A 21,785-nucleotide genomic window follows, 5' to 3' on the forward strand; every position below is an offset into this window, starting at 1 on the left:
ATTTCTACAGCACGGGCAACATCGTTCGGGGGTGCGCGCGTGGCGGAACAAGAGGGCTGGGACGAGGACATACCTCGGCCCATCTTCTTTCTGAGTTACGCACATTCCCCTCGGGGCGCCGGGCGGCCAAGGAGCGTCTCGAACCTCTGGGAGGCCCGCTTATTCCGGGATCTGTGCGAAGCCGTGGTGGATCTGTCCGGATGGGACGCGAACGAGCCGCCCGGATTCATGGATTCGGGCCTCAATGTCGGCGAGGGCTGGTCCGAGCGGATCAGTGAGTCGCTGGCGCACTGCCGGGTCTTCGTGCCGCTGTACTCGGTGCACTATTTCAAGAGCCAGGCGTGCGGCCAGGAATGGGCCGCCTTCGCCTCCCGGGACGTGCTCTCGGTGACGCCGGGCGGCGGGCTGCCGTCCGCGATCGTGCCGGTGCAGTGGGTCCGGGTGCAGGAGGAGCGGCTGCCGCCGGTGGCCAAGGCGCTGCAGTTCGACCACCAGGCCTTCGGCGAGGGTTACCGGACCGAGGGCATGCAACCGCTCCTCAAGGTCAACAAGTTCCAGTCGGACTACCAGCTGGCCGTCTACCGGCTGGCGCAGCGCATCGTCGACGTGTCCGAGCGGATGCGCGTGCGCATCGGCGCCCGCCGGGACTTCCAGGACTACGACTCGGCTTTCCCGGCCCCCGAACGCCGACGCACGCTGCGGATCTCCGTCGCCGCCTGCGACGTCCACCACCTGCCGGAGGGCCGCTCCGCGGCGGGTTACGGCACCTGGGCGCACGAGTGGCGGCCCTTCGGGGGGCAGAGCGAGGAGGCGATCGCCCGTCGCGCCGCTGCCGTGGCCCGCGAGTGGGAGTTCCACGCCAGCATCGAGCCCTTCGCCGAGGAGGCGGCCCGGGTGCTCGCGGGCGAACGGCCGAAGGCCCCCGCGCTGCTGCTGCTGGACCGCTGGACCCTCCTCGACACCCAACGCCGGGAGACGTTACGGCAGGTGGACGCCTGTAACCCGACCTGGCTGGGGCTGATGGAACCCTGGGACCCGCACGATCCGGAGAACATCGCCCGGCACGAGGAGTTGCGCGCCCTCTCCGAGCGCACACTGGTGAACCTGCGGGCCCAACGTCATCAACGGGCCAAGCTGCGCGGCGTCGACGTGGTGTCCAGCCTCGACGAGTTCGAGAGCATGCTGCCGCATGTGGCGCTGAGCGCCATGCACGCCTTCGAGGAACTGGACGAGGCGGACGGAGGGTCGGCCGCGGCGCCGGAGGCGAGCGGGTCGCCGCCACGCCCGAATCTGCGAGACGAGCACATCAAGCGCGGGAACGGCCGACCGGACGGCAGCCCGCCGACCGCGCCGACCGCGTCCGACCACGCCGCCGCCGACGAGGGGCCGGCAACCGGTTCCGGGGGAGGGAATCCATGAGCGCGACCGCACCCGAGAGCGACGGGGCCGAGCCGGTGCTGCTGCCGATGCGCGACCAGCGTGACGGACGGGTCATCACCTTCTACTCCTACAAGGGCGGTACCGGCCGGACCATGGCCCTAGCCAACATGGCCTGGATCCTGGCGGCCAACGGCTACCGGGTCCTCGCCGTCGACTGGGACCTGGAGGCGCCAGGCCTGCACCGCTTCTTCGCTCCCTTTCTGGAGCAGGCGGCGCTCGACGCCTCCACCGGCGTCATCGACCTGATCTACGACTACTGCGACGCGCCGCTGGAGAGCGAGGAGTTCGATCCGACGGCGATGCGGCAGTGGGCGCGGGTGCTGCCGCACGTGCTCTCGCTCACCTGGACCGGCTTCCCCGGCGAGGGGTGCCTGGACTTCCTGCCCGCCGGTCAGGCGCACAGCGACTACGGCGCGATGGTCGCCAACATCAACTGGGACGAGTTCTACGCCCGGCGGCACGGCGCCGAGTTCTTCAAGGCGCTGCGCGCCGACATGAGCCGCCAGTACGACTACATCCTGCTCGACAGCCGCACCGGCCTCTCCGACATCCAGGAGATCTGCACCGTCGAGCTGCCGGACGACCTGGTCATCTGCTTCACGCTCAGCAACCAGAGCATCGAGGGCGCCTCCGAGATCGCCCGGAAGATCACCGAGCGGCACTACAACCGCGGCATCCGGATCCTGCCGGTGCCCATGCGCATCGACGACGGTGAGAAGGGCAAGGCCGACGCCGGGCGTGCGCTGGCCCGCAAGCGGTTCAGCGGCCTGCCGCAGGGGCTCTCCGAGAGCGCGCGGGAGCGCCACTGGGACTCCGTCGAGATCCCCTACCTGCCGTACTACGCCTACGAGGAGATCCTGGCGCCGTTCGGGGACAAGCCGGGGTCGCCGCTGTCCATGCTCTCGGCCGTCGAGCGGCTGGTCGCCTCGGTCACCAAGGACCGGGTGATCGGGCTGCCGCCGATGGACGAGGACGTCCGGCTGCACTACGTGGACCTGTTCACCCGCCCGCGTCCCACCGCGCGCGAGGACATCATCGTGTCCTACGCCTCCGAGGACCGGATGTGGGCGGAGTGGATCGAGTGGGTGCTGACCCGGGCCGGGCTGCGGGTCGTGCCGCGCGAGCTGGGCTCGCTGCCGAGGGTCGACTCCGACCGGGTCCGCGAGGCGGTGACCCGGACGCTGGCGGTCTGGAGCCAGGCCTACGCCAAGGCCGTCCAGTCGCGCCAGGCCCGCGACCTGCTGGTCGGCGAACGCACCCCGGACCAGCCCGAGTTGATCACCGTGCGGGTCGGCGACGTGCGGTCCGCCTCCAACTTCGGCGGCAACTCCGTCGAGCTGGTCCGCCTGGAGGAGGACGCCGCGCGGGCGGTGCTGCTGCGGGCCGTCGGCCTGCCCGAGACGCTGCTGATGGACTCCGTCCCCGGCGAGGGGCCGCGCTTTCCCGGACGCCGCCCGGCGATCTGGAACCTCCGGCTGCGCAACCCGTCCTTCACCGGTCGCGCCGCCGTGCTGGACCGCCTGCGCGACCAACTGCGCGGCCAGCAACGGGACCGGCGCTCCACGGTGGTGCTGCCGACCCCGCAGACCCTCTACGGGCTCGGCGGCGTCGGCAAGACCCAGGTCGCGCTGGAGTACGCCTACCGCTTCATGGCCGACTACGACCTGGTCTGGTGGATCGAGTCCGAGGAGCCGGAGCAGGTCGCCACCTCGCTCTCCGAGCTCGGCCGCCGCCTGGACCTGCGCATGGGCGAGAACGCGAACGAGAACGCCGAACTGGTCAAGGAGACGCTGCGACTGGGCATGCACCCGAAGGCCAAGCGCTGGCTGCTGATCTTCGACAACGCCGACGACCCGGCGCAGATCGTCCGCTTCCTGCCCGGCGGCTCCGGCGACGTGCTGGTCACCTCCCGGAACCAGGCGTGGACCAGCCACGCCGAGGCGCTGGAGGTCGACGTCTTCCGTCGCGAGGAGTCGGTCGAGCACCTCTGCCGGCGCGCACCGGCCCTGTCGCAGCAGGAGGCGGCGCTCGTCGCCGAGGCGGTCGGCGACCTGCCGCTGGCGGTCGAGATAGCCGCGGCCTGGCTGGAGACCACCGGCGTCCCCGTCGGCGAGTACGTCGAGGAGCTGCAGAGCCAGCCGGACAAGGCGCTCGGCGGCGCGACCCCCGACGACTACCCGGACAGCTTCGGCCGAGCCTGGAAGGTCTCCATCGAGCGCCTGGGGCAGCAGATGCCGGCGGCGGTCCGGCTGCTCCAGCTGTGCGCGTTCCTGTCACCGGACTCGATCGCCATCAGCATCTTCTACAGCGACCAGATGATGAACGCGCTGCTGCCCTTCGACGACGAGCTGCGCGACAAGAACATGATGGGCCGCGTCATCCGGGCCATCGGCCGGTACGCGCTGGCCAAGGTCGACAACAGCAGCCGGACCTTCCAGGTTCACCGCATGGTGCAGGCGGTCATCCGGTCCGGCCTGAGCTTCGAGGAGCAGGAGGAGCTGGTCCACGAGGTGCACCGGGTCCTCGTCGGCGCGCGCCCCGACATCGGCGACACCGACGACCCGGAGAACTGGCCGCGGTTCGAACTGATCTGGCCGCACCTCGGCCCGTCCAGCGCGGAGACGTGCGACGAGGCCGACACCCGGCAGCTGCTGATCGACCGTGTCCGGTACCTGTGGAAGCGCGGCGACCTGGACCGGGCGGAGGACCTGGGCCGACGGCTGAACACCGCGTGGACGGAGAAGCTGGGCGAGGACGACCGGCAGACCCTCCAGTTGCGCTTCCAGCTCGCGAGCGTGCTGCGAAGCAAGGGCCTGGCCCAGGAGTGCCTGGAGCTGGACGAGAACACGCTGCAGCGGCAGAGCCGCGTGCTGCGTCCCGACCATCCGCTGACCCTGCAGACCGCCGGCAACCTCGCCGCCGACCTCCGCGTGCTGGGCCGCTTCACCGAGGCGCTCAAGCGCGACCAGGAGACCTACCTGAAGATGAAGGAGGAACTCGGCGAGGAGGACCCGCGCACCCTCAACATCGCCAACAACCTCGCCATCGACTACCGGTTCACCGGCGACTACGAGTCCGCGCGGATCCTCGACGAGGAGGTCTACAACCTGCGCACCGCGGTGCTCGGCGCCACGCACCCGTACACGCTCAGCTCCAAGGCCAATCTCGCCGACGACGAGCGCGCCCTCGGCAACTACACGCGCTCGATCAGCCTGCTCAGCGAGTTCCGGGAGGAGTACTCCGTCCCCGTTCCTGACCTGGCGTCCCTGCGCTACGCCAAGTCCTACGCGGTCTCGCTGCGTCGGGCCGGACAGCAGAACGAGGCCCGCCGGCTGACCATCGAGACGTACAACCGCTATCTGGAGCGCTACGACGCCAAGGTGCCGGACGCGCTGTCCTGCGCGCTCAACCTGGCCGCGGAGTACTCCTCCGCGGGTGACAAGGAACGGGCCAGGGACACCGCCAAGGAGGTGTTCGACACCTACCTCGAGCGCGTCGGCGACGCCCACCCGTTCACCCTGATCTGCGCCAACAACCTGACCATCTACCAGCGCGACATAGGCCAGCCGAACGAGCTGCGCGAGGCGGTAGGGCTCGGAGAGCGCACGCTGGAGGCGCTGCGGCACACCGTGGGCGCGACGCACCCCTACACCCACTGCGCGATGCTCAACCTGGCGAACACCTACGGCGACATAGGCGACCTCGTCCAGGCGGAGGAGCTGGGACGCGCCGCGCTGGACGGCATGCTGACCCGGTACGGCGCCGGCCACCCGGACACGCTGGTCTGCCAGAGCAACCTGGCCATCACCCTGCGCGGCCTGGGTCGCGAGGCCGAGGCGCAGGACCTGCGCCGGCGCGCCATCGACCAGCTCATCGCGGGGCTGGGCGAGAACCACCAGACGGTGCACGACGCCCGCGCCTGGCGCCGCATGGGCCGCGACCTGGAACTCCTCCCGGCCTGACCCACGCATCCGCGACCGACGGCCGGCGCCCCGTTCCGGGCGCCCGGCCACGGGCGGTCACGAGGTGTTGAGGGCGACCCGGGAGAGGATGTCGGGGAGCAGGCGCCAGGCGGCGAAGTGGGACTGCCCCGGCTCCACCATCGGGTGTGCTTCCGGGATGTGCGCGGCCAGCCAGCGGGTGTGGTCGACGGGGGAGAAGACGTCGGCCTCGCCGTGCCACAGGTCGACCCGTCCCTTGATCTCGGCCGGGTCGAAGCCCCAGGGGCGGACGAAGGCCAGCACGTCGTCGTTCCAGCCGTCGTCGCCCACCCGGACCGCCTCGGCGAAGTTGCGGGCGATGGTGCTGCGCAGGCCGGGGTCGCGGATCGCGTTGAGATCCGCCGGCGGCAGCTCCTGGCGCAGGGACTGCAGCAGGGCACGCGGGTGCGCGCGGATCCCGTCGCTGCGTGCGGCGAGCAGCGGTCGGAGCCGGTGCGGGCCGTCCTCGGCCGCTCGGAAGGCGGCGATGTTGGAGTCCGTCATGCCCCGGTACCAGTCCAGGCCCTCCGCGTCCCTCGGTGCGAGGCTGACCATGACCGCGGTGCGGGTCACCCGCTCCGGCAGCAGGGCCGCGCAGGCGAGGGCATGCGGGCCGCCACCGGAGCGGCCGACCACGCCGAAGGCGTCGAGGCGGAGGTGATCGGCGATCGCGAGCACGTCGTCGGCGGCGTCGCGGACGCGGCGTCCCGGGAGCCGGTCGGACTGGCCGTAGCCGGGACGGTCGTAGGTGATCACCCGGACGTTGAGCCGGTCCAGCTGCCGCTCGACCGGGAGCTGGCCGAGCCTGCTGCCGGGCGTGCCGTGGATCAGGAACACCGGGTCCTCGGGAGATCTGCCCCAGATCGCCGCGGTGAGCATGCGGCCGTCGGGTGTCCTGACCTCGATGTCCCTCACGTCGCTCCTCAGCGTCGTCCCATGACGGTGTGGCTCAGATCCGGCGATCGCTCCGGGCGCGCCACACCGCCTGCTCCTTGGCGAGCGTGGACTCCGCCTCCCGGGCGAGGCGGGACCAGAGCTCCTCCGCGCCCGGTTCGGCCGGATTGAGCCTGGCGAGCCGGTTCTCGATCTGCTCCAGTTCCCTGGCGGCGACCCGGTAGGCCGCGGCCAGCGGCCGGAACTGCTTGAGCTGGGTCCACGCGGTGATCGCGGCGCCGATGGTGGCGAAGGTGCCGAGCGCGTGGACGTGGAGCGCGCCGGATATCTGCAGCAGGGCGAGGGCCAGGCCGAAGCAGATGGCCGCCAGCGTCGCCATGGACCAGACGGTGCTCTTGTTGTCGTAGGCGTCGGCCTTGCCGGTGTACCAGACGCGCTGGGAGCGGACCCGCTCGCGCAGGTAGATCTCCCGGCGGACGGCCAGGCTCTGGCCGCGCAGGTGCGTCATCTCCGCGGTGATCGAGGGCTGCTCCTCGGCGCCGATCACGCCGAGGCCGCGGTAGATCTCGAAGATCTCGCTGATCTCGTCGAGGAACTGCTCGTCGGCGTCCGGTGCGTGGGCCTCGCCCTCGAACGGGCGGGACCGGATCGAGTAGCGCCAGACCAGGCCCTTGATGGACTCGGCCGCCGCCCGGCTCTCGAACCAGAGCGTCTGGGGGTGCCTGGCGCGCAGCCGGCTCCAGTAGTAGAAGGCCGCGAGGAACGCCGCCAGCGAGAGCGCCGGTGAGACGTCCAGGCCCCCGGCGTGCCAGTCGGCGATGCCGAGCGCGGACGCCGCGAACAGGGCGAGGATCTGCCCGCCGTACCAACGGGTGGCCCGTTGCTGCTCGTTGACGGCGACCTGATCGATGGTGGGATACGGCTCGGGGATCAGTCCGTCCTCACGGATGTCCCGAGCAGAGTTCTGGACCATGGCCGACTGCCCCCTCGCCCTCGCTGGCCGCCATGAACAAGTGTCAACCTGCCCACCGTCCGTGCGCAGCACACGTATTCACGCAATCGGCGAGCGGAGCGGTCCGGTCCGGACGCGTGCGCGTCCGGAGGGTGACGTGGTGTCAGAAGGTATAGAAGATGCGGTCCTTGTGCTCGGCCATCAGCTTCGCGTTCCAGTCGGTGCCGCCGTCGACGTTGCCGGAGCGGAACAGCGGCGGGGTGATCCCGGCCGCGGCGAGCTTGCCGACGGCGACCGCGACGACGGACTGCATCAGCGCCGTCGTGGTCAGCGTCGAGACCGGGCCGAAGGTGGTCTCCGCGCCCGCCACGGTCAGCTCGCCGTCGCCGACCGCGATCTTGCTGTCCAGCACCAGGTCGCAGACGTCCTTGAGGTAGAGCCCGTCCGGGTGCTGCGAGGTCACCTGACCCGGGTAGGCGAGGGAGGTCACCCCGACCACCGTCAGGCCGCGCGAGCGGGCGTGGCGGGCCAGCTCGACGGGCATCACCTGGCGTCCGGAGAGAGAGATCACGAACAGCAGGTCGCCCGCGCGGGCCGGTCCCGCGTCCAGCGTCGCGGTCGCCAGCCCCGGTACGCGCTCCAGCGCGCTGCCCAGGTGGGCCGGGACCACGTCGACGCCGATCACGCCGGGGACGGTCAGCAGGTTCATCAGCACCAGACCGCCGGCCCGGTAGACCACGTCCTGGGCCGGGAGGGAGGAGTGCCCCGCGCCGAAGGTGAAGATCCGACCGCCCTCCTTGACGGTCCGCGCGAGCGTCTCGGCCGCCGCCTCGATCCCGGCGGCCTCCTCGTCCCTGATCCGCAGGAGGTGGGCGACGGCGGCGTCCAGGTACTGACCGGCGAGATCGCTCATCGGGTCTTCGGCTCCCCTGAGTAGCGGACTGAGGCTCTACTGAAGCTCTAGCGTGCGCGCAACATCTGCTGGGCACGGTGCAGGGTCGCCGGTGCCGCTGTCAACACCGCCGCCGACGGCGTGCGCGGCGCGTTGTCGGACGCTGGCCAAAAGCCGTCCGGGTTGTCGGTGCGATGCGTAAGAATTGAGGAGCAACCGGGAGCGCGACCGGTGCACCACCGAGGAACGGAGCCCGCGGTCCGATGTCAGGCCACCTGATCGACACCACCGAGATGTACCTCCGGACGATCTTCGAGCTGGAGGAGGAGGGCGTCGTCCCCATGCGTGCGCGCATCGCGGAGCGCCTGGAGCAGAGCGGGCCCACGGTCAGCCAGACCGTCGCCCGGATGGAGCGCGACGGCCTCCTCACCGTCGCCGACGACCGCCACCTCGAGCTGACGCCGGAGGGCCGCAAGCTCGCCACCCGGGTCATGCGCAAGCACCGGATCGCCGAGTGCCTGCTGGTCGACGTGATCGGCCTGGAGTGGGAGCAGGTGCACGCGGAGGCCTGCCGGTGGGAGCACGTCATGAGCGAGGCGGTGGAGCGCCGCGTCCTGGAGCTGCTGCGCCACCCCACGCAGTCCCCGTACGGCAACCCCATCCCGGGTCTGGAGGAGCTGGGCGAGGCCCCGGCCGACGAGGCCGAGTCGCTGGTCACTTTGGACGAGCTGGCCTCCGGCGAGGACGGCCGCAGCGTGGTCGTCCGGCGCATCGGCGAGCCGATCCAGACCGACGCGCAGCTGATGTACACGCTCCGCCGCGCGGGCGTGCAGCCCGGCGCCGTGGTCAACGTGACCCAGTCCACCGGCGGCATCCTCGTCGGCAGCGGCGGCGAGGCGGCGGAGCTGGACAAGGACATCGCGGCCCACGTCTTCGTCGCCCGGGCCTGATTCCCTCTTCCCTCTCTGGTCAGGGGATTCCCCCACGGTCGGAGAGGGAGGGGCCTCGGCTCTTTTCCCCGAGTGCCGAGGCCCCTCCTCCACCCCCTGGTTTCCCCCGCCCCCGAACCCCCGAACCGTGCCCGGCTTCCCCTCCGGGCGCCCCCTGGAGTGCGCCCTGCTCCTCTCGTCCGGCTGCGGCGCTGATGCCGGAATTCATTTCCTCGGCAGATCCCGGCAATCCTTGAGCCCGGTCACTCGAAAGTGGGGCTTTTCCGCTTCGGCGTGCGGGTAGTCATCTACCTCATCGCACATATATGACCTTCGCCGCACAGACGACTGCGCCCCCGGTCGACCGCGGGAGGCGACACCGCGGGACTCGGGGGCACAGGGGATTGCCGGGCTCTGCTACTGCCCCGCGTGTGCGGGCAGCGGCGCCTCTCGGCCGCAGGCGTAAGCGATGGGGTTGATGACCTCGGCAGCCTCGGGCAGCCAGCGGTTCATCGTGGTGGGCTCCCGGGCCCACTGCGCGTAACCGAGCGCGCCGATGCGCGTCGGCGGCGCGACGATCCAGCCGCCGTCGCCGTGGCCGACCAGGTCCAGCCGGCCCGGGCCCCAGCCGAGGCGGCGCAGCATGTCCGGAAGCTTCGGCAGCGCGCCCGGCAGGACCAGGAAGACCAGCCGGCGACCGCGCCCGGGGCCGCCCGGCATCGCGAGGACCGGGCCGAGCTGCAGGCCCATCCGCTCCATCCGCGCCAGCGCCAGGCAGCCGGCCACCTCCGGCACGTCGATCGCGTCGAACGACCGGCCGGTCGGCAGCAGGATCGAGGCCTGGGGGTTCTCCGTCCACCAGCGGCGCACGACCCCGGGGCCGGAGCTGGCACGGCGCGTCCAGTCGCGGGTGGCGGGGTGCGCGCCGGGCATGGGGCAGGCGAGGTCGCCGCAGGAGCAGCGCGGGGGGCCGTCGTCCTCCAGCAGCCAGGCACCGGGGGAGACCTCCCAGTGCCGGTCCTCCGCGTACGTCACGGCCGCCTGCAACAGGAGATCCCGCACGCCCCTCCCGGCGTCCGCGCGGCCGTCCTGCTCGGTGGCTCCCAGGGTGTCTTCCACGTGCTGCACAACTCGGCCGCGGACCAGGGGTTACGGGTGGGCGGCAAAAGTCGGCCCAACAGGACGCGCGGAGTGGGGCGCGCGGTTGCACGCCAGGGGGCGCACGGGGGGTGCACCCGGGGTGAGCGGCTACGTGTGCCCCCGATGCTTCGCTACGCTGTCAGCAGTCGGCCCAATGTCGCTATTTCCCAGCCATTGACCGCTCTTGACACCTCGTGACGCATCACCGGAACGCATCAGGGGAATGCTCCTGTCCTGCGACCTCCGACTCTCCAGGGGAGGCAGTGACGTCCATGGCCGCCAGACCGCTCGTCGCACGACAGCCAAACGAACGGCTCCAGGCCCTGATCCAGGAGGCCGGTTGCTCCAACGCGGGCCTCGCCCGCCGGGTCAACCTGTGCGGGGCCGAACACGCACTGGATCTGCGTTACGACAAGACCTCGGTCGCCCGCTGGCTGCGCGGCCAGCAGCCGCGCGGGCAGGCCCCCTCCGTCATCGCCGAGGCGATCGGGCGGAAGCTGGGCCGTACCGTCTCGGTCGACGAGATCGGCATGTCCGACGGCAAGAGCCACTCCTCCAGCGTCGGGCTGCAGTTCGCCGCGACGCTGCCGGGCGCGGTGGAGCAGGTCAGCGAGCTGTGGCGGAGTGATGTCGGCCGCCGCGACTTCCTGAGCGGCGCGTCCGTCGCCGCCGCCGCGCTGGTGGAGCCGAGCCGGGACTGGCTGATCACCGGGCCGGACCTCTCCGTCGCCCGCACCGGCGGGCCGCGCGTCGGCCCGGCGGACGTCGAGGCCGTGCAGGCCACCACGCAGATGCTGGTCGACCTGGACCACCGCTTCGGCAGCGGCCACGTCCGGCCGGTGGTGGTGCACTACCTCAACTCCGTGGTCTCGGGCCTGCTCGCGGGCGCGTACAAGGAGGAGACCGGCCGCAAGCTCTTCGGCGCGGTGGCCCGGCTCACCGAGCTGGCCGGCTACATGGCCATCGACACCGGGCAGCCGGGGCTGGCCCAGCGGTACTACATCCAGGCGCTGCGCCTCGCCCAGGCGGCCGGTGACCGCGCCTACGGCGGCTACGTGCTGGCGTCATCGATGAGCCACCTCGCCGCCGCGCTCGGCAATCCCCGGGAGATCGCGCAGTTGGCGCGCGCCGCCCAGGAGGGCGCCCGCGGCCAGGCCACCCCGACGGCGATGGCGATGTTCTACGCCGCCGAGGCGCGCGGCCACGCGCTGCTCGGCGACAGCCGCAGCTGCGACGCGGTGGCCGGGCTCGCCCTCGAACAGCTGGACCACAGCCGTCCCGAGGAGGATCCGGACTGGATCGGCCACTTCGACCACGCCTACCTCGCCGACGAACTCGCGCACTGCCACCGCGACTTGGAGCAGCCGCGGCAGAGCGCCCGGCAGGCGCAGGAGGCGCTGCGCGGTCACCCGGAGTCTCGGGTGCGCCGTCGCGCGGTCGATCTGGTCCTGCTGGCCATCGCCCAGCTGCAGTTGCGCGATGTGGACGAGGCCTGCGACACGGGCGCGCGGGCGATGGAACTGATGTCCGGGCTGCGTTCCGCGCGCGGCACGGAGTATCTGGACGACTTCCGGCGGATGTTGGAGCCCTACCGCCACCAGCGCTCCGTCCAGGAGTTCCAGGCTCGCGCGATGGCGGAGGCCGCCGCTTGAGCCCGGCCGGAGCCGTGGACGGCCGGGTGCGGGGACGGGGGAGTCCCCATCCCCCAGGATGGTCACCCGTTGGTGTGAACGGGTAGCGTGTCCCGCGTCGTGAGCGCGCCCATGCGCGGCGCGGGCGCCGTCCACAGCTAAGGAAGAGCGCGTGAACCATCGTCGTCCCAACCCCGACGAGCTCACCCCGGACGACCTGTTCCGTCCGGCCGACGGTGGGCCCACGGCGGCGTACGGCGCCCCGCTCCCCGCGCCGGAGGCCCAGCCCGCGGCCACCCAGTACCTGCCGCCGATGCCGGCGGCCCCCGCCCAGGAGCCCCAGCCGTACGGCGCGCAGCCGGGCTACGCGGCCCGAACGCAGCCGTTCCAGGGCTTCCCGCAGCAGCAGACCCAGCAGGCCGCCTACGGCGCCTCGTACGAGCAGACGCAGCCGTACGAGCGGGCGCCGTACGAGCCGTCCCACTTCGAGCAGCCGCAGTACGAGCAGCCGCAGTACGAGCAGTCCCCGTACGACCAGGGCGGCTACGAGCCGTACGACGACCACGGCTACGACGACGGCCCGCACCGCAACCGCCCCTCGATGCGCACGCTGGGCATCGCGGTCGTGGCCGGGTGCGCGGTGCTCGGCATCGGTCTGGGCGCGCTGCTCAGCGGCGGCTCCTCCGCGAGCGCGTCGGCGGACAAGGGCGGCGCCACGGCGAAGCACGGCGCGACGGCCGGCCCCGGCCCCGGCGACAAGACGGCGCAGCTCGCGCAGGCGACGGCGCTCAGTGCGCTGCTGGACACGGCGTCCAGCAACCGCACCGCGGTGGTCAACGCCGTCGCCAGCGTCCAGGCCTGCCAGACGCTGCCGCAGGATCAGGCCACGCTCACCTCGGCCGCCCAGGACCGGTTGAGCCTCATCACGAAGCTGGGCCAGCTCCAGGTCAGCGCGCTGCCCTCCGGGACGGAGCTGGTCGCCAAGCTGACGGCCGGCTGGCAGGCCTCCCAGCAGGCCGACTCCCACTACGCCGCGTGGGCGGCGGAGTCGGCGCCGATCTGCCAGAAGAAGCACCACCCCAAGGAGGGCGGCGAGTCGACCGCGGCGGTCAGCGCCAGCAGCAACGCGACGCTCGCCAAGCGCGACGCCGCGGCGCTCTGGAACAAGATCGCGTCCGCGAACAACCTCCCGACGAAGGAGCCGGGCCAGCTCTGAGCGGCCCAGCGGCGCGGCGCGTCATCGCGCCGCGCGCAGCGGATCGGCGGGACCTCGGGAGCGTCGGACCGTGCGGCGGCAGGTCAGCGGGTCAGCGCCGAACTGACGTCGACCAGGCCGGAGTGGGCCTCGGTGAGCTCGCCTTTGACCACCTGCTGGAAGGACACGTCGGTGTTGACCGTCCGCGGGGTCGCCGGGAGGCTCACCAGATTGCCGTCCTGCCAGGCCAGCGGCGGCGTCGCGCCGCCCGTGGTGACGGGTCCCGTGGCGTCGAACGCGGCGTGCACCTCCTTTGCCGTGACGGGGTGGCCCTTGAGGCCGTCCACGACCTTCCGGAACACCTCGAAGGCGATCCAGGTGGTCTGGACCCCGGGGTCCGACGGGTTGATGTTGTTGTTGGTGAACGCGTACTTCTTGATCACCGCGTTCATCTCGTTCCACACCGGGCTGCTGTCCGGCGGGTACCAGCCGGTCGCGATCGCGCCCTCCAGCGGGCCGTCCACGCCGCCCATGCTGTCGACCAGCGACTGCTGGAAACTGCCGATGAGCGCCGAGAGGCGGGCGTTGGCCGGGGCGGCCTGGCGCCAACTGTCGAAGAAGGTCTGCGTCGAGGCCGCGTCCAGCGCGCTGGTGACGCAGTCGTGCGGCCGGTCCGAGCCGACGGCGACCTGCACCTCGTGCTGGTAGTTGGTGCGTCCCTCCTTGGTCGGGACGTCGGTCGCGGTGAGGTGGTACTGCGCGAGACCGTTGTTCAGGAAGGTGTACATCGAGTCGCCGACGGCGGAGTCCGGCCGGACGATGGCGACCCGGTGACAGCCGGCCGCGGCGAGCTGCTCGCCGTTGCCGACCAGCAGGGTCTGGTAGCCGCCGTTGACGGGGTACGAGTAGGGGGAGCTGAACTCGGCAGCCGAGGCGCCGGACCCCCCGATGTAGGAGATGCCGGCGTTCTCCAGCAGCGGCATGAACTGGTCGCCGTACTGGCTGTCGGAGCCGACGACGGCCACCACGTCCGCCGCGGTCGCCTTGTTGGCGCAGGCGATCGCCCCGCCCGAGGCGTTGTCCTCGTTGCAGGTGATCACTCGCATCGGGTGTCCGGCGACGCCGCCGTTGTCGTTGAAGTACCGGGCGATGGCCTGGGCGATCCCGGGCATTCCGGGCTCGGCTCCGGCCTTGCCGTTCATCGGAGCCCACGTCATCACCGTGATCGGCGATGACGGGTCCGCGCTCGCGTCGCCTCCGCAGCCGCTCAGTCCCCCACCGAGCAGCGCGGTCGCGGCTACCGCCGCACCCGTGCGACGCAATAGCCTGGCGCTATCAGCCCCCTTGAGCTTCATCTGAACCGTGCCCTCCCCGCATACCGGAAGTACATGCGGAAGGCCACCCTTGTCCCGAACCGGGAAGCACGAGGGGCAACCGGGAGAACAAAGGGTCGCATGCCGGTGAACACAGAGTGAGGACACGCGTAGAACGTAGGATCGTGACCCATGCAAGCCCAGCACGACGCGTCAAGGACTTCTCGAACCCCTACCCGCTCCAGGAGGATGGGCGCCATGCCGCTCACTGACCTTCCCTGGTGGCGCTGGCGGGCCCGGGTCCGTTCCGCGCTGCACATGCTCGGCGACCCGCGCTTCCAGCAGGAGTGCTGGTCGGCCGGCCGCGACGGCTACGGCGACGTCACCGACGCCGTCTACCGCCTGGTCGAGGACACCTGGCTGGACCGCTGGTCGGCGGAGAAGTACGTCGGCTCGATCTTCCGCGACTCCGCGGAGGCGACCGCCGTGGACACCGCCGTGCTCCGCGTTCTGCGGATCATGCACCAGGTCGGCCCCGACGCGCCCGCGGAGGCGTACTTCCAGCACCACGCCTGGCCCGAGGCGATCCGCGCCTGCCAGGAGGCCCACGTCCGCCTGGCCATGGCCGACGGCGAGGACCCCGAGGCGGCCCCGCGCTCGCTCGCGATGCTCTCGATCCTCACCCGCACCGCCGGAGCGTGAGACGGCAAGCCGTCACCGCGTCCGTTTGTGGCAGAGTTTCCGCATGGCCGAGCAGTACATCCTGACCCTCTCCTGCCCCGACAAGCAGGGCATCGTCCACGCCGTGTCCAGCTACCTGTTCATCACCGGTTGCAACATCGTGGACAGCCAGCAGTTCGGAGATCCGGACAGCGGCCTCTTCTTCATGCGCGTGCACTTCTCGGCCGAGCCGCAGGTCACCCTGGAGAAGCTGCGCGCCAGCTTCTCCGCGACCGGTGAAGCGTTCCACATGGAGTGGCAGATCAGCTCCGGCGAGGACAAGATGCGGGTCCTGCTGCTGGTCAGCAGGTTCGGCCACTGCCTGAACGACCTCCTCTTCCGCGCGCGCAGCGGCGCGCTGCCGGTGGAGATCGCGGGGGTCGTCTCGAACCACCGCGACTTCGAGGAGCTGGTGGGCTCGTACGGGGTCCCGTTCCACTACATCCCGGTGACGGCCGACACCAAGCCGGAGGCGGAGGCGCGGCTGCTCGGCATCGTCGACGACGAGCGGGTCGACCTGGTGGTCCTCGCCCGTTACATGCAGGTGCTGTCGGACGATCTCTGCAAGGCCCTGGCCGGGCGGGCGATCAACATCCACCACAGCTTCCTGCCGAGCTTCAAGGGCGCGAAGCCCTACCACCAGGCCCACGCGCGGGGCGTGAAGCTGGTGGGCGCGACGGCCCACTACGTGACCGCGGCGCTGGACGAGGGCCCGATCATCGAGCAGGAGGTCGTGCGCGTCAGCCACGACGTCACCCCGCAGAAGCTGGTCGCCCTGGGGCGCGACGTCGAGTGCCAGGCGCTCGCCCGCGCGGTCAAGTGGCACGCCGAACACCGCGTCCTGCTGAACGGCTCCCGCACGGTCGTCTTCACCTGACCTTCGGCGGCACTGCCCAGGGGCGGGAGGAACCGCGCGAGAAACCACCCCGCGCGGATGGCCCTGCGCGTTCGGCGACTCACCGCACCGGGTGGCTTGTCGCTCAGTTCCCCCTGCCTCCGAGGGTCTTCACGGGCGCGAAAGCAGGGGTGCTGCGGCGAGGAGTGCGCGGGCGAGAGCGCGGTCGCCGGTGATGCCGGCGGGGATGCGGTGGGGGTCTCTGTGCCCGGCGCAGAGGTGGCAGAACTCGATGCCGTCCATCGCCACCGTGGCAGTCGGCTCCGTGCCGACGGGCGGCGGGGGGCCGGGCGCGTCGACGGGGATGAGCCACTCGCCCTCGCCGCGGCCCTCGACGATCAGCTTCACGACGCGGCCCGCGCCCGGCTCGCCCGGAAAGACGTGGGGCAGGATCCGCGCTGCCAGGCCGATCAGCGAGCGGATGTGCGCGCCGCGCGGCGGGTGGTAGGGGTAGCCGACCGCCTCGGCGATGTCCTCCGCGTGGATCCAGCACTCGAAGGCCCGATCCAGGAACGCGTCAGCGAGCGGGAGTTGGAACGCCCCGTAGTCGACGACGCGGTCCGCCACATCGGGCGGAGCCAGCGCCGCCGACTCCACGATGGTGCGGGTCTGGGCGCGCCAGAGGGCGCGCACGCTCGTGGGCGGGCGCGCGGCCTGCTCGGCGCACAGCCGGGCGTCGCGTTCGGCGAGGTCCGCGCCCTCCGTCGGGTCGGGGAGGCCGAGGGTGCGGGCGAGGACGCCGTCGACCGCCGCGAGATGGCACAGCACGTCCGCGGGGCGGCGCTGTTCGCTGCCCGCGTGCCAGCGCAGCGTGGCCGGCTCCATCCAGTCCAGCTCGCCGAGGTCGCGCAGCAGCGCGTCGAGGCGGGCGGTCTCGGCGACGAAGGGCTCGGCGTACGCGGGGACGCGGAACGCTGGTTCGCGCCGGTCGAGGCAGCCGTCCAGGACCTGACGGCGCAGGCTGGGCTCGGGGTCGAGCGGCTCGTCGGCGGAGAGCCAGCCCGCGGCGTCGCGCAGTTGGCGTGCCTCCTCGCGGCAGGAGGGGCAGCCGACGAGGTGCGCCTCCAGCCGGGTCGCCTCCTCCACGGCGCAGGCGTCGAGTGCCCATGCGCCGAGCAGCGACCGGAGCTCCTCGTGGACCTCCGAGCCGATGCGGCCGATCTCGACGTCCGCCGCGCTCACAGCGCAGGCTCCGTTGAGAGGGCGGTGGCCAGCAACTGCAGGCCGAGCCGCATCCGGTGTTTGGCCGTGTCCGGGGCGATGCCCAGTTCCTTGGCCGCCTGGCGGTACGTGCGGCCGCCGAAGTAGGTGAGCAGCAGCGTCTCCCGCAGGGCCTGCGGGAGTGAGGACACGATGTACTGGACGCGGGCGGCGGTCGCCGCGGCCAGCACCTCCTCCTCCACGTTGGGCGGTTCCAGCGGTGCGCCGTCGGCGACCCCGGCGCCGGCGTCCGCCCCGGCCGCCTCACGGCGCAGGCGTTCCACGGCACGGCGATGGGTCAACGTGCCGATCCAGGAGCGCATCGAGCCCTGCGCCGGGTCGAAGCTCTCCGGATGCTCCCAGACCTGGGCGAAGACGTCCTGGGTGATCTCCTCGGCGGCGGCCTGGTCTCCCAGGACGCGGTTGGCCAGGCCGTGGACGAGCGGGGCGAACTGGTCGTACAGCTCGCCCAGCGCGGACTCCTCACCACGCGCCAGCCGACGCTGGATCTGCCGGTCCCAGCGGATCGGCGTGGGACTCGACACCGGCACCACCGTCCCGCCCCAGGGGGTGTGCGAGTTCGCACAAACCACGACCAACAAGACAAAGCCAAGGAATCCTCAAGGAACCCTCACACGAAATCTAGCGCCGACGCGTGTGTGTCGTCCGGATGTTTGAGGAAACTAAATGCCAGGCACGATGGCACGGAGTGTCAGATCCCGCGGACGACGACGCTAACCTGAAACAACATCATGAACATGCTGGAGAATCGTGGCACCGTGACGACAACACTGCGCGTGGAGCGCGAGGAGAACGACGGCTGGCTGCTGCTGAGAGTGCACGGTGATCTCGATCTCGGCACCGGCGGCAAAGTCCGGGAGGCGGTGCGGGAGGCCGTCGCCAACGGGTCGAGGCGGGTGGTCGTCGATCTCGCCGACGTGCGCTTCTGCGACTCGTCCGGGGTGGGTGTGCTGATCGGCGCACGCCGCCTGCTGCGCTCCTGCGGCGGCGAGTTGCGGCTGGTGCTGCCGCGCACGGATCTGGAGCCCGGTGCGATCCCCTCCCAGGTCCACCGTGTCTTCGCGGCGCTGGGGGTGCACCGGCTGTTCACGGTGGTGGAGCAGACCCGGGGCGAGCGCGGTCCGCAGTGACCGGGCGACGGCCCTCAGTGACGCAACTCAAGGCCGCGGGGCCGGGCGGGCCCAGTAGAGTCTGAGGGGAGCCCACCCCGCACGACCTGGAGCAGCACACCGCCGTGACCACGCCCGTCTCCCTCAGCATCGTGCTGCCCGTCTACGGGGTCGCCGACTACCTCCCGCGCTGCCTCGACTCGATCCTGGCGTCCAGGCTGCCGGGCCTGGAGGTCATCGCGGTCGACGACTGCTCGCCCGACCGCAGCGGGGAGATCCTCGACGCGTACGCCGCCCGCGACCGGCGGCTGAAGGTGAAGCACCTCGCCGCCAACCGCGGCCTCGGCGGCGCCCGCGAGGAGGGTCTGAAGGAGGCCACGGGCGAGTACGTCTGGTTCGTGGACAGCGACGACTGGCTGGCGGACGGCGCGGTCGACGAGGTCGTCGCGCGGCTGGCGGAGGTCCGCCCCGACGTGCTGATCACGGGCTTCGCCCGGGTCTACCCCGACGGCGCGACCGAGCCCGACACCTGGCGCCGCCTGCTGGTCGAGCCGCCGCTGCCGCCGACCTTCACGCTGGCCGAGCGGCCCGGACTGATCCAGATGATCATGTCCGTCTGGAACAAGGTGGTCCGCCGCGAGTTCCTCGCCTCGCTCGACGTCCACTTCGGCGGCGGCTACTACGAGGACATCTCGGTCACCTACCCGCTGCTGCTGGCCGCCCGGACGCTCAGCTACCTGGACCGGGACCTGTACTTCTACCGCCGTCAGCGGGCCGGGGCGATCACCAACACCGCCTCGTCCAAGCACGCGGACGTCTTCGCCCAGTACGACGCGATCTTCGCCTTCCTGGACCGCCGCCCCGAGATCGGCCCGAGCCTGTGCCGACTCGTCTTCGACCGCACGGTCAAGCAGGCCGTCACCGTCCTGGACACCCCCGGCCTGGTCCCCGACGACCGGCGCGAGGACTTCTTCCGGCGCACCACCGAGCACTTCCGCCGGCACCGTCCGGCGGGCCACACCTTCCCCAAGGGCCTGCGCGGCGTCCAGTACCGCCTCGTGGACCGCGGCGCGTGGGGCGCGTACCAGCGCCTGCGCCCGCTGCAGGCGTTGCCCCGGACGCTCCCCGGCACGGTCAAGCGCGCGGTCCGCGGCGCGGGCCGCCGCGGCCTGTACGAGACGTACCGGCGGCTGCCGATCGACGAGAATCTGGCCGTCTACGCCGCCTACTGGTACCGCGGTTACAGCTGCAACCCCGCCGCGATCTACGAGCGGATGCGTGAACTCGCCCCCCAGGTCAAGGGGGTCTGGGTGGTGAACACCCCCGCGCAGGCCGCGGCGCTGCCGCAGGGCGTCCCCTATGTGCTCGCCAACACCCCGCGCTACCTGCGCCTGATGGCCACCGCCAAGTACCTGGTCAACAACGTCAACTTCCCGCACACGATGACGAAGCGGGCCGGTTCGGTGCATGTGCAGACGCAGCACGGCACCCCGCTGAAGTACCTCGGCCTGGACCTGCGCGACCGTCCGCTGGCCGCCGACGGCATGGACTTCGACCGCCTGCTGGAGCACGTGGGCCGCTGGGACTACCTGGTCTCGCCCAACCCCCACTCCAGCGAGGCGTTCCAGCGCGCCTACCCCGGCCCCTACGAGGTGCTGGAGACGGGCTACCCCCGCAACGACCGCCTGGCCGACCCCGATCCGGCGGAGGTCGCCGGCATCCGCGACCGCCTCGGCGTCCCCGTGGGCAACCGCGTCGTCCTCTACACCCCCACCCACCGCGAGCAGCACGACTCCTTCGTCCCCGCCCTCGACGTGGTGGCCCTGGCCCGCCGCCTCGGCCCGACGACGACGGTCCTGATGCGCGCCCACTACTTCTACGGCGACGCCGGTCTCCCCGAGGACGCGGGCGTGATCGACGTCTCCGGCCACCCCGTCGTCGAGGACCTCTACCTGGCGGCGGACGTCCTGGTGACGGACTACTCCTCGACGATGTTCGACTACGCGGTCCTGGACCGCCCCGTCGTGGTCTTCGCCCCGGACTGGGAGGACTACCAGCGCATCCGCGGCGTCTACTTCGACCTCATGGCCGAGCCGCCGGGCGCTGTCGCCCGCACCGAGGAGGAACTCGCCGCTGTGCTCCTCCCCGGAGGCGCGGCGGACTCCCCTGAGTCCACCAAGCTCCGCGCGGCCTTCCGCGCCAAGTTCTGCCCCTGGGACGACGGCCACGCGGCAGAGCGCGTCGTCCGCAAGGTCTTCCCCACGAGTTAGTTGCAGCGCCCCTGGGTGGTGCAACCACCGGCGGGGGCGCACAGTCAGCTGCTGACGCCCTGGCTTGCCGTCCTGGCGGAGAGCCAAGTGAGGGCGTCCGGCAGCATCGCGCGCCAGACGTCAGGGGTGTGACCGCCGGTCTGGACCGTCAGCAGGCGGCTCGCCCCCTGCTGCTTCAGGACTCCCAGGAGAGCACGTGCCGACGGGACCGTGCCCTGGTCCTGCATACTGCCGGCCATCAGGAAGGAGACCGGCGGCTGGGGGTTGGCCAACTTCAGGCGCAGGTAGGGGTTGTTGGCGCGCGCCAGCGCGGGGTCGCGGGTGACCAGGGGGGACTCGGGCGTCGTGTAGCCCGAGAGGCTGACCGCCGAGCGGAACGTGTCGGGGTGCTGGACCGTCAGGTTCACCGCGCAGTACGCCCCGGCGGAGTAGCCCATGATGCCCCACCCGGAAGGGTCCTTCGTGGCGCGGAAGTTGGCGCGGATCAGCGCGGGCACGTCCTTGGCCAGCCAGGTGCCGGTCCGGGCCGCACCGGGGACGTCCGCGCAGCCCGCGTCGGTGTTGCCGCCCATGGTGTTGAGCTTGGCCGAGACCATGATCATCGGCTTGACCTTGCCCGTGGCCATCAGCTTCTGCATCTCCTGCTGGACATGCATCGTCCCGAACCACGCCTGGGGCGTCCCCGGCGTGCCCGGCAGCAGCTCGACGACGGGGAACGCGGTCTGCGCGTAGGCCGGGTCGCGGTACTGCGGGGGCAGCCAGACGTACAGGCTCCCGTCGACGCCGGAGTGCGCGCCGATCACGTGCGCCTTCATCACGCCCGCGCTGTACTGGGTGAAGTTCAGCTTCCCGTCGGTCCGCGGGGCGTCGTGCCCGTTCTGGCCGCCGCCGGCGACGGAGGTGGTGACCGGTGGAGCGCCGCTCCCGCCGAGGAGATCGCTCCAGCTCTCGTAGAACGGGCCCATGCTGTTGTTCACGTAGACGAGCACCGCGATCACGGCCGTGAGCTGGCTGAACAGGGCCAGCCCGAGTCTGCCGCCCATTCTGAGCGATCTCGGTCCGGGTATTCGGTTCCAGAACACGTACAGGGCGGTCAGTGCGCCCAACGTGACAATGACGGTCAGCACGAAGAAAGGTGTGCCGGTGAGACTCATCGCCGCCCCTTCAGGAAACTCCCCCGTCTCCGGGTGCGACTAACGGGTGG

17 protein-coding genes are annotated in these 21,785 nt (G+C 71.5%); 9 read left to right on the forward strand and 8 right to left on the reverse strand.

Features of this window, described 5'->3' with window-relative positions; genetic code table 11:
* Positions 1-39: 39 nt before the first annotated feature.
* Complete coding sequence (locus TR48_RS06650) at positions 40-1,419, forward strand: TIR-like protein FxsC (RefSeq protein WP_236652039.1); 1,380 nt, start codon at positions 40-42, stop codon at positions 1,417-1,419.
* Positions 1,416-5,402, forward strand: coding sequence for an FxSxx-COOH system tetratricopeptide repeat protein (gene fxsT, locus TR48_RS06655; protein ID WP_369405559.1), 3,987 nt, complete (start codon positions 1,416-1,418; stop codon positions 5,400-5,402). Before TR48_RS06650 ends, fxsT begins: the two co-directional genes overlap by 4 nt.
* 57 nt (positions 5,403-5,459) lie before the next feature.
* Here the strand turns inward: fxsT and TR48_RS06660 are convergent, their stop codons facing one another.
* The 3 genes from TR48_RS06660 to TR48_RS06670 form a co-directional block, all read right to left on the reverse strand.
* Positions 5,460-6,335 (reverse strand): alpha/beta fold hydrolase, encoded by an 876-nt coding sequence (locus TR48_RS06660; protein WP_084728912.1) that lies wholly within the window; start codon positions 6,333-6,335, stop codon positions 5,460-5,462.
* Positions 6,336-6,369: 34 nt separating this feature from the next.
* Complete coding sequence (locus tag TR48_RS06665; RefSeq protein WP_042364963.1) at positions 6,370-7,287, reverse strand: DUF4231 domain-containing protein; 918 nt, start codon at positions 7,285-7,287, stop codon at positions 6,370-6,372.
* A gap of 142 nt (positions 7,288-7,429) precedes the next feature.
* Positions 7,430-8,179 (reverse strand): sugar isomerase domain-containing protein, encoded by a 750-nt coding sequence (locus TR48_RS06670; protein WP_042364964.1) that lies wholly within the window; start codon positions 8,177-8,179, stop codon positions 7,430-7,432.
* Between the two features lie 242 nt (positions 8,180-8,421).
* Here TR48_RS06670 and TR48_RS06675 point away from each other — a divergent pair, with 242 nt between their 5' ends.
* Positions 8,422-9,108 (forward strand): iron-dependent transcriptional repressor DtxR, encoded by a 687-nt coding sequence (locus tag TR48_RS06675; protein ID WP_042364965.1) that lies wholly within the window; start codon positions 8,422-8,424, stop codon positions 9,106-9,108.
* Positions 9,109-9,504: 396 nt separating this feature from the next.
* Here TR48_RS06675 and TR48_RS06680 read toward each other — a convergent pair whose 3' ends face one another.
* On the reverse strand, positions 9,505-10,206 hold the full coding sequence (locus TR48_RS06680) for a bifunctional DNA primase/polymerase (protein ID WP_042365042.1): 702 nt from the start codon (positions 10,204-10,206) through the stop codon (positions 9,505-9,507).
* 293 nt (positions 10,207-10,499) lie between these two features.
* Between TR48_RS06680 and TR48_RS06685 the strand changes: the two genes are divergently transcribed.
* Together TR48_RS06685 and TR48_RS38635 are read left to right on the forward strand one after the other, a co-directional pair.
* A complete protein-coding gene (locus tag TR48_RS06685; protein ID WP_042364966.1) occupies positions 10,500-11,879 on the forward strand; it encodes an NsdA family TPR-like regulatory protein in 1,380 nt (459 codons plus the stop codon).
* Between the two features lie 151 nt (positions 11,880-12,030).
* Positions 12,031-13,074, forward strand: a complete 1,044-nt coding sequence (locus TR48_RS38635) for a hypothetical protein (RefSeq protein WP_052442446.1) — start codon at positions 12,031-12,033, stop codon at positions 13,072-13,074.
* 83 nt (positions 13,075-13,157) lie between these two features.
* On the opposite strand, the gene TR48_RS06695 is transcribed toward TR48_RS38635, so the two are convergent.
* A complete protein-coding gene (locus TR48_RS06695; RefSeq protein WP_161789787.1) occupies positions 13,158-14,270 on the reverse strand; it encodes an ABC transporter substrate-binding protein in 1,113 nt (370 codons plus the stop codon).
* A 345-nt stretch (positions 14,271-14,615) separates the two neighbouring features.
* Here TR48_RS06695 and TR48_RS06700 point away from each other — a divergent pair, with 345 nt between their 5' ends.
* Together TR48_RS06700 and purU are read left to right on the forward strand one after the other, a co-directional pair.
* Positions 14,616-15,068 carry an SCO4402 family protein gene (locus TR48_RS06700; protein WP_042364968.1) on the forward strand — a complete coding sequence of 151 codons (453 nt, stop codon included), beginning with the start codon at positions 14,616-14,618 and terminating at the stop codon, positions 15,066-15,068.
* Between the two features lie 43 nt (positions 15,069-15,111).
* Positions 15,112-15,963, forward strand: a complete 852-nt coding sequence (purU, locus tag TR48_RS06705) for a formyltetrahydrofolate deformylase (protein ID WP_042364969.1) — start codon at positions 15,112-15,114, stop codon at positions 15,961-15,963.
* Positions 15,964-16,092: 129 nt separating this feature from the next.
* Here the strand turns inward: purU and TR48_RS06710 are convergent, their stop codons facing one another.
* On the reverse strand, positions 16,093-17,163 hold the full coding sequence (locus TR48_RS06710) for a maleylpyruvate isomerase family mycothiol-dependent enzyme (RefSeq protein WP_052442447.1): 1,071 nt from the start codon (positions 17,161-17,163) through the stop codon (positions 16,093-16,095).
* The gene (locus TR48_RS06715) at positions 17,160-17,726 is read right to left on the reverse strand and encodes a sigma-70 family RNA polymerase sigma factor (RefSeq protein ID WP_042364970.1); all 567 of its coding nucleotides are present in this window, start codon (positions 17,724-17,726) and stop codon (positions 17,160-17,162) included. Before TR48_RS06715 ends, TR48_RS06710 begins: the two co-directional genes overlap by 4 nt.
* A gap of 213 nt (positions 17,727-17,939) precedes the next feature.
* On the opposite strand from TR48_RS06715, the gene TR48_RS06720 reads away from it, so the two are divergent.
* Both TR48_RS06720 and TR48_RS06725 read left to right on the forward strand, forming a co-directional pair.
* On the forward strand, positions 17,940-18,332 hold the full coding sequence (locus tag TR48_RS06720) for an STAS domain-containing protein (protein ID WP_042365045.1): 393 nt from the start codon (positions 17,940-17,942) through the stop codon (positions 18,330-18,332).
* Between the two features lie 104 nt (positions 18,333-18,436).
* Entirely contained in the window at positions 18,437-20,581 is a 2,145-nt protein-coding gene (locus TR48_RS06725) for a bifunctional glycosyltransferase/CDP-glycerol:glycerophosphate glycerophosphotransferase (RefSeq protein ID WP_042364971.1), read from the forward strand.
* Between the two features lie 44 nt (positions 20,582-20,625).
* Here the strand turns inward: TR48_RS06725 and TR48_RS06730 are convergent, their stop codons facing one another.
* A complete protein-coding gene (locus tag TR48_RS06730; protein WP_042364972.1) occupies positions 20,626-21,735 on the reverse strand; it encodes an alpha/beta hydrolase in 1,110 nt (369 codons plus the stop codon).
* Positions 21,736-21,785 lie beyond the last annotated feature (50 nt).

This window comes from Streptacidiphilus neutrinimicus, assembly GCF_000787815.1.
GTDB classification, from domain to species: Bacteria; Actinomycetota; Actinomycetes; order Streptomycetales; family Streptomycetaceae; genus Streptacidiphilus; species Streptacidiphilus neutrinimicus.